The 12,626-nt window shown below is 71.3% G+C and carries 12 protein-coding genes; 5 read left to right on the top strand and 7 right to left on the bottom strand.

What is annotated here, in order from left to right; genetic code table 11:
* Nucleotides 1-14: 14 nt before the first annotated feature.
* The 6 genes from BHU15_RS26485 to BHU15_RS26460 form a co-directional block, all read right to left on the bottom strand.
* Nucleotides 15-512 (bottom strand): potassium channel family protein, encoded by a 498-nt coding sequence (locus BHU15_RS26485; RefSeq protein ID WP_069629479.1) that lies wholly within the window; start codon nucleotides 510-512, stop codon nucleotides 15-17.
* A 72-nt stretch (nucleotides 513-584) separates the two neighbouring features.
* On the bottom strand, nucleotides 585-1,193 hold the full coding sequence (locus BHU15_RS26480) for a class F sortase (protein WP_247748493.1): 609 nt from the start codon (nucleotides 1,191-1,193) through the stop codon (nucleotides 585-587).
* 149 nt (nucleotides 1,194-1,342) lie between these two features.
* Nucleotides 1,343-1,753: an LPXTG cell wall anchor domain-containing protein gene (locus BHU15_RS26475; RefSeq protein ID WP_069629478.1), complete on the bottom strand. Its 411-nt coding sequence runs from the start codon at nucleotides 1,751-1,753 to the stop codon at nucleotides 1,343-1,345.
* A gap of 102 nt (nucleotides 1,754-1,855) precedes the next feature.
* On the bottom strand, nucleotides 1,856-3,883 hold the full coding sequence (locus BHU15_RS26470; protein ID WP_069629477.1) for a sensor histidine kinase: 2,028 nt from the start codon (nucleotides 3,881-3,883) through the stop codon (nucleotides 1,856-1,858).
* Nucleotides 3,870-4,589, bottom strand: coding sequence for a response regulator transcription factor (locus tag BHU15_RS26465; protein ID WP_171908452.1), 720 nt, complete (start codon nucleotides 4,587-4,589; stop codon nucleotides 3,870-3,872). The genes BHU15_RS26470 and BHU15_RS26465 overlap by 14 nt, the downstream gene beginning before the upstream one ends.
* Before the next feature lie 46 nt (nucleotides 4,590-4,635).
* Nucleotides 4,636-5,229 (bottom strand): TetR/AcrR family transcriptional regulator, encoded by a 594-nt coding sequence (locus BHU15_RS26460; RefSeq protein ID WP_069629476.1) that lies wholly within the window; start codon nucleotides 5,227-5,229, stop codon nucleotides 4,636-4,638.
* 90 nt (nucleotides 5,230-5,319) lie between these two features.
* Here BHU15_RS26460 and BHU15_RS26455 point away from each other — a divergent pair, with 90 nt between their 5' ends.
* A complete protein-coding gene (locus BHU15_RS26455; RefSeq protein ID WP_069629475.1) occupies nucleotides 5,320-6,072 on the top strand; it encodes an SDR family oxidoreductase in 753 nt (250 codons plus the stop codon).
* Between the two features lie 21 nt (nucleotides 6,073-6,093).
* On the opposite strand, the gene BHU15_RS26450 is transcribed toward BHU15_RS26455, so the two are convergent.
* The gene (locus BHU15_RS26450) at nucleotides 6,094-6,531 is read right to left on the bottom strand and encodes a RidA family protein (RefSeq protein WP_069629474.1); all 438 of its coding nucleotides are present in this window, start codon (nucleotides 6,529-6,531) and stop codon (nucleotides 6,094-6,096) included.
* Between BHU15_RS26450 and BHU15_RS38630 the strand changes: the two genes are divergently transcribed.
* The 4 genes from BHU15_RS38630 to BHU15_RS26430 all read left to right on the top strand — a co-directional run bounded on the left by BHU15_RS38630 (nucleotide 6,412) and on the right by BHU15_RS26430 (nucleotide 12,617).
* Nucleotides 6,412-7,734, top strand: a complete 1,323-nt coding sequence (locus tag BHU15_RS38630; protein ID WP_141726891.1) for a GlxA family transcriptional regulator — start codon at nucleotides 6,412-6,414, stop codon at nucleotides 7,732-7,734. The genes BHU15_RS26450 and BHU15_RS38630 overlap by 120 nt on opposite strands.
* Before the next feature lie 1,585 nt (nucleotides 7,735-9,319).
* A complete protein-coding gene (locus BHU15_RS26440) occupies nucleotides 9,320-9,796 on the top strand; it encodes a hypothetical protein (protein ID WP_069629473.1) in 477 nt (158 codons plus the stop codon).
* Nucleotides 9,766-11,184, top strand: a complete 1,419-nt coding sequence (locus BHU15_RS26435) for a hypothetical protein (protein ID WP_069629472.1) — start codon at nucleotides 9,766-9,768, stop codon at nucleotides 11,182-11,184. The genes BHU15_RS26440 and BHU15_RS26435 overlap by 31 nt, the downstream gene beginning before the upstream one ends.
* A complete protein-coding gene (locus tag BHU15_RS26430) occupies nucleotides 11,181-12,617 on the top strand; it encodes a VWA domain-containing protein (RefSeq protein WP_079128385.1) in 1,437 nt (478 codons plus the stop codon). The genes BHU15_RS26435 and BHU15_RS26430 overlap by 4 nt, the downstream gene beginning before the upstream one ends.
* Nucleotides 12,618-12,626: the final 9 nt, after the last annotated feature.

Genomic DNA, 12,626 nt, shown 5'->3' with positions numbered 1-12,626 from the left:
CGCGGGGCGCGTTCCTACCGGTCGCCAGGGCCGCCGTCGCGGGTGATCAGGTGCTCGAGCCGGTCGAAGCGGGCGTGCAGCGCCCGCAGTTCCAGATCGGCGTCGGCCCTCCCCCGTGCCTCGGCGTGTTCCAGCGCCTGTGCCGCCTGGCGGGCGCGGCGCGCGGCGGTGCCGACGAACCAGGTGGCGAGGGAGGCGGTGACGATGCTGAACACGGCGATCCCGACGAGCATCACGATCGCCGCGATGACGCGCCCGGCCGCCGTGACCGGATACAGGTCCCCGTACCCGACGGTCGTCGCGGTCTCGATGGACCACCACAGCGCGAGCGGGAACGACGTGATGGTCGCACGGGGCGCCGACGCCTCGCACGGGACGATGATCCAGGAGCCGATCAGCATCACCAGAACGACGCCCACGGCCGCCCACATGGACGCCTTCACATGCAGCCGCCGCCACCGCTCGTTGCTCAGCAATTTGTGGAGGAGATAGGCGGGCGAGAACGGAGGCATGGACCGAAACTAACCGTCGGCGGGGCGGCCGGGCGGCAGGACACGGCACGCGCCCGGGAGACCACCGGGCCGTCAGGCCAGCGTCGCGTAGACGATGAGGTTGTTCACCGGGTGGCCCTCCGCGTCGAAGTCACCGTCGCAGGTGATCAGTCGCAGGGCGCGGTCGGCCGTGGGGCCGTACACCTTGTCGGTGGGGAAGGAGTCCTTGCCGACGCTCTCGGTGTCCGTGACGGTGAAGCGCGCCGACTTCCCCCGGCTGTCGCCGACGGTGATGTCCGCGCCCTTGGTGATCTTCTTGAGGTCGTGGAAGACGGCCTTGCCGAACCGGGTGTCGTTGTGGCCGATGATGACGGCCGCACCGGCTTCGCCGGGCGTGGCGCCGCCGGTGTACCAGCCGGCGGTCATGCCCTTCTCGGGCGGCGGTACCTCGACGGTTCCGTCCGGGTTGAGGCCGAGTTCCATCAGATCACTCGTGACGCCGATGGAGGGGATGGAGACCTCGACGGGAGTCGCGGGCCGTCCAACTCCCTTGGGAGCGCGGGGCGATGGGGTCCCGGCGTCGGCATCGGCGCTCGCGCCGGTGGCGGCGACCGGGGTGGCGGTGTCCGGCGTGGACGAGCAGCCGGTCAGCGCGATGAGCAGCACCGCGGGTGTGGCGAGAGCGAGGCGGGCAGGGGGCACAGCGGGCTCCAGAACAGGGCGGTCGGGGTCTGTCGGGGCGTCGGATCGTCGGGCCGTCGGGCCGTCGGGCCGGATGGGCGGGGCGGGCGCCGTGGGCCGGCGCGGGTGGGCGCCGCCCCGTGAAAGGGCGGCGCCACTGTCGCGCCGGGTCAGATCTCGCGCCGCGCGGCGGAGCGGCGACGTACCACGTAGGTGCCGGCGCCCGCGAGGAGCAGCGCCCCGGCGGCCGAGCCTGCGAGGGTGGTCGCCCCGGAGTCCGTGGCCGGGGCCTCGCCGGCGGCGACGCCACCGCGCGGGACCTCCTTGGCCGCCGCGGCCTTCTCGGCCGCCGCCTTCTTCTCGGCCTCCTCCTTCGAGATCCCTTCGCCCGAGGCCTTCTTGACCGCCTCGGCCTTCTTCGCGGCGTCCTCCTTCTCCTTCTCGGCGGTGGTCTTCCCGGTCTCCGACGCGGACGGCGTCGGCTTCCCGTCCGAGGCCACGGCCGCGGTGACCGGGACGAGCATCGCTCCGGCCACGAGGGCCGGCAGGACGACGAGGCGCAGACGGTGACGGTGGGACATGTACGACTCCAGTTCCAGCCCGGCTTGGGTGGTGCCTGGATGCCGATTCGCAGCCAGGTTCCGGGCTGGGCTCCAGGCTGGCGACCACTTGTGAAGAAGCTGTCAGAGCGTCATGTTGATCGGATCAGGGCCGTCGGGACCGGCCGCCGCCTCGGCCGCTGTCGCGTCGGCGGGCGCTTCGGCGGGCGCGGGCGGCAGTCGCAGGGTGAAGACCGATCCCTTCCCCTCGGTGCTCACGACGCTCGCCGTACCACCCTGCGCCTCGGCGAGCTTGAGTACGATCGCCAGGCCCAGGCCGCTGCCACCGGTACTCCGGTTGCGGGACTTCTCCGCCCGCCAGAAGCGGTCGAACACATGCGGGATGTCGTCCGCCGGGATTCCGGCGCCGGTGTCGGAGACCTCCAGGGCCACCTCGTCCCCGTGGCCGGGGCCCGTCCGGTACGAACGCAGGGTCACCCGGCCCCCGGACGGTGTGTGACGTACGGCGTTGGAGACCAGGTTGCTCACCGCCTGCCGCAGCCGCACCGGATCGGCGTACAGCGTCGGTCCGGGCGGGCCGGGTTTCGGGGTGGCGACGCCGAGGGTGACGCCGGCGGTCTCGGCCGGCCCCTGGTAGGCGGCGGCGACCTGACCCAGCAGTTCGTCGGCGTACACCGGTTCCGGGTGCAGCCGGAGCGCGCCCACGTCGGCCGCGCCCAGGTCCTGGAGGTCGTCGATGATGTGCTGAAGCTGGACCGCTTCTTCGAGGAGCGAGGAGACGAACGCCGGGTCCGGGTCGGCCAGACCGTCCTGCGCCGCCTCCAGCCAGCCGCGGATGTTGCTCAGCGGAGTACGCAGCTCGTGGGCGACGTCGCTGACCATCACCTTGCGCTGCTCCTCCAGCCGGGCGCGGTGCACCGCCATGTCGTTGAAGGCCGCGGCCAGCCGTCCGATCTCGTTGTCCGGGCCGACGGGCACCGGCGCCGAGTCCAGGCCGTCCCGCATCCGCTGGGCGGCGCCGGTGAGGGCGTGCAAGGGGCGTACGAGCCGGGCTCCGGCGATCACCGAGACGCCCACGGTCAGTGCCAGGACGAGGGCCGTGACCCCGACGATGCGCGCGGTGTTCGACGGTGAGAGATCGAAGCCGGGCACGCTGACGGCGCCGGTGCCGTCGATGAACAGCAGGGCGGGCGCGGCGACATGGTCCGTGAGCTGTTCGCGGCGGGCGCTGCCGACGCAGGAGGCGATGGCCCGGTCGTCGCCGCGTTCGACGGCGGCGGCCTTCTTCTCGGCCGGATACTTCTCGCTCGGGTATTTCTCCGCCGACTGCTTCTCCGCCGACTGCTTCTCGGCCGCTGTGATCTGGCCGTAGCCCCGGTCCCAGGACAGGTCGAGGTTGAGGGTGGCGCCCTTGTGCCCCTGCCGTTTCAGACAGGCGTCCGCCAGTGTGTTGAGCTCGTCGAGGGCCTTCTTCTCGGTCAGGGTGGCGCCCGAGTTCTGTGCCACGCACTTGAATTCCAGGTCGCGGTCGGTGTCGCCCCGTACGAACTCGATGCGGGGCCGCCCGCTCGGGCCGTCGACCACATCGGCGGCGACGCCCACCGAGTTGAGGCAGGCGACCTGCTTCTCCGTGATCGCCCGCAGCTCGGTGCGTTCGTTCGCGGGCAGCAGGAAGGGGCCCACGGCCCGGGGATCGATGCGGTCCGAGCCCGCGGTCATGGCATCGGGCACCAGCACCGTGTCGACGGACAACGGGTCGACGACCGCCGAGGCCTGGGCCGGCAGCGGGGCGACGGACGAAGCACCGGCGGAGTCGAACAGGGGGCGCCGGTCCTCGGTGGTCAGGACGATCCGGCGCTGGGAGGTCCGGGCCAGTTCGCGTGCGGTGTCCTCGACGTCCTCCCAACGTGGGTGGGTGGCGGCGTACCCCAGCAGGGTGTTGTAGATCTTCGCGTCGGAGCTGAGGTCCTGTCCCTGCTCCTGCCGGATCGCTCCGGAGGTGGTCTGCACCGCGAGCCAGGCCGTGGCGGCGACCGCGCACGACGCCACCAGCACCGACACGATCAGCAGCCGGCCGAGCAGGCTCCTGCGCAGAGGCAGCCGCGGTCTCCCCCGCTCCCGCCGCCGCCGTTCCGGTTCACGACGGCGCATGGCGTGCCTCCTTCGCGGGGTCCGTCAGCTTGTATCCGACGCCGAACACGGTCAGCAGGCGGGCCGGGCGCCGTGGGGCGTGCTCGATCTTCTTGCGCAGATGCATGATGTGCACGTCGACGGTGCGGTTGCTGATGTACTTGTCGAAGCCGTGCAGTTCCTCCAGAAGCCGCTCCCGGCTGAAGACCCGGTCGGGCTCCATGGCCATCGCGGCGAGGATCCGGAACTCGCCGGGGGTGCACACCACCGGTGTTCCCGCGACCGACACCTCGTGCCGGGCGGTGTCGATCCGGAGCGCGCCCACCGACAGCGCTTCGTCCTCGATGGAGGCGGCGGAACGGCGGTTGCGGCGCAGCAGTGTCCGTACCCGGGCCGTCAACTCCCGTGGACTGAACGGCTTGGTCATGTAGTCGTCAGCGCCCAGGTCCAGACCGAGCAGCAGATCGTCCTCGGTACTGCGGGCGGTCAGCATCAGCACCAGTACCTCGCGGCACTCGGCGCGCAGGATGCGTACGACGTCGAGGCCGTCGGTCCTGGGCATCATCACATCGAGAACGAGCAGGTCAGGTTCCCCGCGCCGGACCTCCTCCAGGGCCGCGCGGCCGTCGGGGACGACCGTGACGGCATGCCCTTCGTGTTCCAGATAGCGGCGCACCAATTCGGCTTGTTTGGCGTCGTCTTCGGCGATCACGATGTTTGCGCACACGTCGCGATCGTAGCGATCGGCCCGCTGCGAGGAGTCCGTGGCTTTCTCAGGCGGGCCAGGCGTGCATCGCCGCGTCGGCGACGCCCTGGAGTGCCGCTCCCGTTGCGCCGTCGCGCGCCTGCTGGGACATGCCCTGGATGATGGCGCCGATGAACCGGGCGAGTGCGGACGGGTCGGTGTCCGGGGGCAGTTCGCCCGTCGCCATGTCGGCGCGGATTCGGCTCTCGAAGCCGGCGATGTTGGCTTCGCGCCGCTCCCGCAGGGCGTTATCGACCTCAGGGGTCGCGCAGTTGACCGCCGCGCAGATCATCAGGCACCCACGGGGGTGCGACGGGTCGGTGAACACGGCCGCCGTCTCGGTCAGCAGCCGCGCGAAGCCGGCGCGGGCCGTCGGCTCCTCGTCGAGCGCGCGGGCACCGAAGGAGCCGTAGCGCACCGCGTAGGACTCGACGACCTCGGCGAAGAGGGTCTTCTTGTCGCCGAACGCGGCGTACAGGCTGGGTGCTCCGATGCCCATGGCGTCGGTGAGATCGGTGATGGACGTCGTCTCGTAGCCGTGTTCCCAGAAGGCCATGGTCGCCCGTTCCAGCGCCGCTTCGCGGTCGAAGGAGCGGGGTCTGCCGCGCTGCTTGGTGGCCATGCGCTCATCCTAACGCGTTCTGTAGTGGCCGCTAGATATCTGCTACGGTCCTTTCTGTAGCGGTCACTAGAGAAAGAGGGGGCGTCGGCCATGGGTGTGCTCACCGGCAGAACGGCACTGGTCACCGGCGGCAGCAGGGGCATCGGGCGGGGCATAGCGGTGCGGCTCGGTCAGGAAGGGGCGCGGGTCGCCGTGCATTACGGCACCAACGCGGCGGCAGCCGCCGAGACGGTACGGGCCGTCGAGAAGGCGGGCGGTTCGGCGTTCGCGCTGGGGGCGGAGCTGGGCTCGCCGGGCGACGCGCAGGCGGTGTGGGCACAGTTCGACCGGCACGCGGACGGGGTGGACATCCTGGTCAACAACGCGGGGATCGGGACGTCGACCACGTACGAGGAGATGGAAGAGGCGGAGTACGAGCGGCTGTTCGCGGTCAACACCCGCGCGCCGTTCTTCCTCACCAGGCTCGGCCTGGAACGGATGCCCGACGGCGGGCGGGTGATCAACGTGTCGACGGGGCTGACGCACGCGGCCGTGATGCCGGACCTGATCGCCTACGCGATGAGCAAGAGCGCGCTGGACGTCTTCACCCGCGATCTGTCCAAGCTCCTCGGCCCCCGGGGCATCACGGTGAACGCGGTCGCGCCCGGCATCATCGACACCGACAACACCGCGCCCCAGATCCGGACGAGCGACGAGGCCTGGGCGCGGGCCGCCGCCGTGTCGGCGCTGGGCCGGGTCGGCCGGGTGGACGACGTCGCCGGTGTGGTCGCCTTCCTCGCGTCGGACGACGGCCGCTGGATCACCGGGCACTGGCTGGATGTGACGGGCGGCTCGCTGCCCTAGCCGCGTACGGTCCGGGGGCCGTCAGACCCGGGCGACGAGTTTGACCTCGACCAGCAGTTCGGGGAAGGCCAGCCGGGAGGTGCCGATCATGGTGCTCGCCACCTGGGGGTCCGGCCGGCCGTACGCCGCCTTGCGCACCGGGCCCGCGGCGGCGTCGCCCGCGTCGGCGTCGAGGACGTAGATGACTTCGTCGACGACGTCGTCCAGTGAGGCGCCGAAACGGCTCAGCAAATGCGCCGCGTTGGCGTAGCACTGGCGCAGCTGCTCGCCCATGTTGCCGAAATCGGTGACCTTTCCGTCATCGTCGACGGGAGCGGGTGCGACGAGTTCCTTCCCGTCATGGGCGACCTGACCGGAGAGATAGATGGTGTCGCCCCGTCTGATCGCCTGAACATACCCGTAACTCTCCTCCCAGGGGACGCCGAAGCTTTCGGTCTGGTCCTGCCGCGTCCTGCTCATTACGCCCGCTCCCATTCGTCGGCAAGTGAATTCCCTTTGAACGGTAGAGGGCGGGACCGGTCCGGACCAGGCGGTGGCGTGCCACTTTCAGCAAGGATCGTGCCGCGGCGGACGCCAGGTCGGAAGCGGGGCCGGTGGGCTACCCTGGGCGGGGAACACGGAGACAAGGGGACGTTGTTGCACTCCGGAGACGAGAAGACAGTTGTCGCGATTCTCGCGGTGCCGCGACTGTACGCGCTGGACGTCAGCATTCCGGCGTATGTGTTCGGTCGGCACCCGGGTTATCGGGTCCTGGTGTGCGGAGATTCCGGCGACGAGTCGTCGCAGGTCGTGGCGGCGGACATCAGGCCGACGCACTCGCTCTCCGACATCGAGGGCGCGGACATTGTCGTGATTCCGGGCTACGAGAATCCCGATGAACCGATCCCGGCGAGCTATGTCGAGGCGTTGCGCGGCGCCGTGGAAAGGGGCGCTCGTATCGTCGCTGTGTGCACGGGTGTTTTCGCGCTCGCGGCGAGTGGGACGCTGGACGGCAGGGCAGCCACGACGCACTGGCAATTCACCGACCTGCTTCGGGAAACACATCCGGGAGTTGACGTCGTGGAGAATCAGCTGTTCGTCGAGGACGGGGCAATTCTCACGTCCGCGGGTGCGAGTGCCGGAATGGACGTGTGCCTTCATGTCGTCCGGACCGATTTCGGGATCGCGGCGGCGGACGGTATGGCGAAGGAGGTCGTCAGCTCTCCTGTACGCGGCGCGAACGAGCCCCAGTACGTGGACGCGCGGACTCCCGCGCGGGCCGACCTGCGCGCGACTCGGGAATGGGTGATCAGCAATCTTGGCTCGCCGATCACTGTCCAGCGGATGGCGGACCACAGTCTGCTGTCACGGCGCACCTTCATCCGGCGGTTCGCGCGTGAGACGGGAATGCCTCCCATGCACTGGGTCGCTTCGCAGCGGATCATCGGCGCGAGGCGGCTCCTGGAGGACTCCGACTGGTCGGTCGAGCGGATCGCCGGGGCGACGGGTTTCGGTACGGCCTCGAACTTCCGCAACCTCTTCCGGCGGGAGGTGGGAGTGACTCCGAGCGCCTACCGGACGTCGTACCGATCGGATCGGCGCCCGTCGGTCGGCGCGGGTGCCCGGGGCGCGGTCCAACCCGGCGACGGCCCATTTCGCGCGGGTGGAGAGCCCGCTCAGTGACTTGGCGAATCCCTTGCCGATCGTCGCCAGCAGCGACTTCGCGTGCCGCATGGTCTCGCGGGCGAGCGGGGCGTCGCCGGACTCGGCCGCCGCGAGGGCCAGTTCCAGGTGCTGCTCCGTGATCAGGCGGCCGAGGCCGCGGCGGTGCCACTGCGCGACCGTGCCGTCCTTCGCGGGGCCCGCGACCGCTGCCCGCGACTGCTCCAGCGCCCGGCCCGCTGCGGGGAGATCGCCCTTGTGGCGTTCGAGCCGGGCGAGGACGTACGCCGCGCAGGCGCGGTCGCGGTCGGTGTCCTGGAGGGTGAGGAGGGCGGACTGGGCGCGGGCCGCCTGGGCGTGGTCGCCGAGTCGCTCCAGGGCCTGGCTCAGTGCGCCGAGGTGATCCGCGTCGGGGCCGGCGTCGTCCAGCATGCGGATGAGCGCGACCCGGGCATGTTCGGTTCTCCCCTGCCGACGGGCCAGTTCGATCCAGGTGAAGGCGCTCTCCGTCTCCGGGTCCCGGCCGTACTTCTCCGCGTCGGCGCGGAGCGCCCAGTCGCGGGCACCGGGGGCATGCGCGGCCCGCAGCAGCGGCAGATCCGCCTCCTCGCCGTGCAGCGCCACCAGCATCGCGGCGATCCAGCGCTCCTCGTACCACTCGGTCCGCTCGGCAGCCTCGCGCTCCAGAAGCAGCCGCAGCAGGGGCAGATCGCCGTCCCGGCGGTCGTACTGCGCCGCCCGCACCACGCCCGCGCGCAGGACGGCGTCGGCGACGGCGTCCTCCCGCGCTCCGGGCTCGCCCGCGCGGACGCGCGCGAGAGCCGTCCGTCCGGGGCCGAGCACGAGGTCCCGCAGCGGCCGGCGGACCGGTGCGCCTGGCAGGCGATAGGCCCTCAGCTCAAGGGAGTTGAGCAGCAGGTGGTCCGGTTCGGTGCGTTCGCCGGCCGACTCCGACAGGGCGACGAGTTCGGTCAGCGGGCGGTCGGGAAGCGCGAGTCCGGCGAGCAACGCGGCCCGCTGCGCGTCGAGTTCGGGGGCGAACTCCTCGCGCGCCTCCTCGTCGGCGGCGTCGACCTCGGCGCGCAGCCGGTCCTCGTCGAGGTCGGCGGAGATGTTCTCGCAGTACCGGGGAATCCGGACGATCGTCTCCAGCGCCTCGGTGACGCTGTCGGCGATCAGCACGGCGTCGCCCTCGAAGGAGGCGTACAGCACGGCCGTACCGGCGCACAGGAAGTACGTGCCGCCCGTGTCGTCCCCGGCGATGGGCTCCAGCGACGCGCCGGATGCGAGGTGGACGTCTTCGAGGTGGTACGCCCGGTCGATGTCGAAGTCGAAGGGGAACGCGGCGAGGGCGGCCAGTTCGGGGCGGGAGCGGAGCAGGCTGAGAACGCGGTCGGTCATGCGGAGCGAGCCTAGTAGGGCGCTGTCGGCGGACCTGGTACGGCGTTCGTGGCGGGCGTCTCGGGGGCGTTCGCCGGGCTGTGGATCGTGATCGGCGTTGTCAGTGGTCACCAGTAGGTTCGTTCGTGTTCCGCCGTTACGGCGGCGCGCAAGTCCCCCCTGCTGAAAAGGAGATGGTGCGGTGTCGGATTGGGAGAGGTCGAGCATGGCACGGGTGATTCCGCCCGCCCGGCCGCGCAAGCTCGCCAAGGTCCCCTTCGTGGAGCTGGCCGACGGACGCCTCCAGGGTGTGGTGTCCAGTGGATCGGACATCGAGCGGGTGTACGTCTCGTCGGTCGGGGCCGGCACCTTCGCGTACGCCTGCAGCACCAACAACAACCGTCCGTGCGGCGGCGCGCGGGGCGGGTTCTGCAATCACATCCGGACCCTGGTCAACGAGGCGGTGCTCCAGTACGGCGCGGAGCGCGTCGCCCGCTACCTCCGGGTCGAGACCGAGGGCGAGCCGAGCGCCCAGACGCTCACCACGAGCATGACCGGCGCGCGTCCGCCGCGGGGCGACACCGCGGCGGCGGCGCCCGTCTTCAGCCGGTTCCTGCGCCACCTGGCGTATCTGGAACTCGCCCCGACGACGGGCCCGTTGCCGGAGATGCAGTGGTTCCCGCCGACCAGGGCGGTGGCCTGATGCGTACCGACCTGCTCGCCGAGACCGTCGACGGGGTCGACGAGGCCATGGCCGCTGTCGACGCCTTCGACAAGGCGCTTGTCGTGGGCCTGCTCCGTCCGCACGCCGTCCTGACCACGGGTCTGACGGAGCTGGCCGGCGCCGTCGCCGGGACGCCGTTGGCCGCGCGGGTCGCCGAGGCGGCGGAGAAGGCGGCGGCGGGCGCCGCGAGCGAGGACCACTTCGTGGCTCTCGCCGCCGCCCGCACGGCCCTGGTCGGTTCCGTCCATGACGCGCTGACGGCCCGCGTGGAGGAGGCGACCGGCCGGGCCCGCGCCGAGGAGAGCGGAGCGGCCCCCGCCGGCCGACAGGCGGGGAATCTGCTCGCCGCGGCCCGTTCCTGGCTGTCCGACCTGGCGCGGGGCGGCTGGCAGGGCATCGACCACGAGGTGGTCTCCGGGGCGGCGCCCGTCGTCTCCGCGATGCTGCCGGACCCGGAGCTGCGCCGCGCGGCGACGGTGCTCGACGGCTTCGCCGCCGAACTCGCCGCGTGCTGCCCCGGGTCGACCCTGGAGCGGGTCCCGGTTCGCCGCTGGGCCGATCTGTGGTCGCGGGCGATGATCCTGACCGTGCCCGGTGCGGCGGACGTGCCCGTGACCGGTACGGCCACCGGGCGTCTGCTGCCACTGGGCGTGGACGTGCAGGAGCACGCGACCGCCGTCCAGGCGCAGGTGCACGCGGTGTTCGAGCCGGCGGACGGCGCGGCGCCCCGTCTGGTGCGGGCGAGCGTCTCCGTACCGAAGCCCGACACGGTCGTCGGCGCCGGCCTCTGGCAGCTTCTGCGCCCGCACATGTCGCTCCTGGCAGCGGTGAGTGAGGGCCGCTCGATGGACCTCACCGACATGCCGCTGACCGCCGGGGGCGACCTGGTGTGGAGCGACGAGCGGGCTCGTACGGGCAAGCCGGCCGACGCCTTCGCCACGGCCCGCGTCGCCATGTCCACCGCCACGGCTGCCGCGACCGCGCCCCTGGACCGGCATCCGGCGCGGATCGCCGCACCGGTCTTCCTGGAGGGGTACGACGCTCAACAGGGCGACGAGGGGCTGACGTTCACACTCGCCGGGCACGGCCTGGCGGTCGACACCGACCGGATCCCGGCCGCCGGACCGCTCACGCCCGAGGCGGTGGCCGCGTCGGTGGCGTGCATCGGTCTGCTCCGCTGGGACGCCGGGGCGTTCACCGTCCAGCCGCTCGCCGTCGAGACCCTCGTACGGAAGAAGCCCGCCGCGATCCACGCCGGGGCGTGGGCGGGTGGTACGTCCGACAAGGCGGGTGTGAAGGCCGAGAAGGCCGCCACCGACGCCGGAGCGGTCCTGCGTGAGCGAGCGGGAAGGCTGTTGCGGAAATGACGGGAACGACGGATTCGACGGATTCGACGGAAGCGGCCGGCCGGAGCCCCGAGGTGAGTGCCGACGACAACCGCCGCCAGGTGCTGTACTGGCGTCTGCTCGCCCGGCTCTTCGACCCGGAGGAGCAGGCGGCCCTGGAGTCGGCGAGTCTCGCCGTGGTCGAGGACATCGGTCTGCCGGCCGCGCTGCTGGACCCGAAGGTCTCGGTGGGTTCGACCGTGCAGCGGCATCCCGAGCTGGCCGCCGAACTCGACGGTCTGATGGTGCCCGCGCCGCCGTCCGCGCCCGGGGACGACACGGACATCGGCGGCGACGGACGCGACCGTGCCGCCGAGGTGCGGCGCGCGGCGCTGGTGTCGAAGGTGCTGCTCAACGTCTACGCGCCCGCCGGTGGTTCCGGCACGGTCACCGCCGGTCAGCTCGCGCAGTGGCAGTCCGACGCGGACTGGCTGGAGCGCGCGCTGGGCTGCGAGCCCGGTGCGCTGCGCGGCGGTCGCCCCGCTCGGGGCCCGGGCGGGCCGGACCTCGACCGGCTGGTTCCGGGGATGGGCCCGGAGCTGGGGGCCATCGAAGCGGACCTGGTCTCGCGGATGCGGCTGCGTGAGGTGCTCGCCGATCCCGCGCTCGCGGCGCGGCTCACCCCGAGCATGTCGCTGATCGAGCAGCTGCTGCGCGACAAGAGCAATCTGTCGGGCGTGGCGCTGGCCAATGCGAAGGCCCTCATCAGGAGGTTCGTCGAAGAGGTCGCCGAGGTGCTGCGTACGCAGGTGGAGAAGTCCACGGTCGGCGCCCTGGACCGCTCGGTGCCGCCCAAGCGGGTGTACCGCAATCTCGACCTGGACCGCACGATCTGGAAGAACCTCACCAACTGGAGTCCCGAGGAGGAACGGCTCTATGTCGACCGCCTCTTCTACCGTCACACCGCGCGCAAGACGACGCCCCAGCGGCTGATCGTGGTCGTCGACCAGTCGGGCTCCATGGTCGACTCGATGGTCAACTGCACCATTCTGGCGTCGATCTTCGCGGGTCTGCCGAAGGTGGATGTGCATCTGATCGCGTACGACACGCGCGCGATCGATCTGACTCCCTGGGTCAACGACCCGTTCGAATCGCTGCTGCGCACCAATCTCGGGGGTGGCAACGACGGTCCGGTCGCGATGGCGATGGCCCGTCCGAAGATCACCGAGCCGCGCAACACGGTGCTGGTGTGGATCTCCGACTTCTACGAGTTCGACCGCTCGCAGCCGTTGTTCGAGGGCATCGAGGAAGTCCACCGCTCCGGCGTGAAGTTCATCCCGGTCGGCTCGGTGACCAGTTCCGGCCGCCAGGAGGTCAACCCCTGGTTCCGGGAGCGCTTCAAGGCGCTCGGCACACCGGTGATCTCCGGCCACATCCAGAAGCTCGTTCACGAACTCAAGACGTTTCTCGCTTAGAAAGGCCCT

Source organism: Streptomyces niveus, assembly GCF_001723055.1.
Taxonomy (GTDB): domain Bacteria; phylum Actinomycetota; class Actinomycetes; order Streptomycetales; family Streptomycetaceae; genus Streptomyces; species Streptomyces niveus.
Note: the sequence above shows the minus strand (reverse complement) of the source record. Positions and strands in the feature narration are given on the sequence as shown.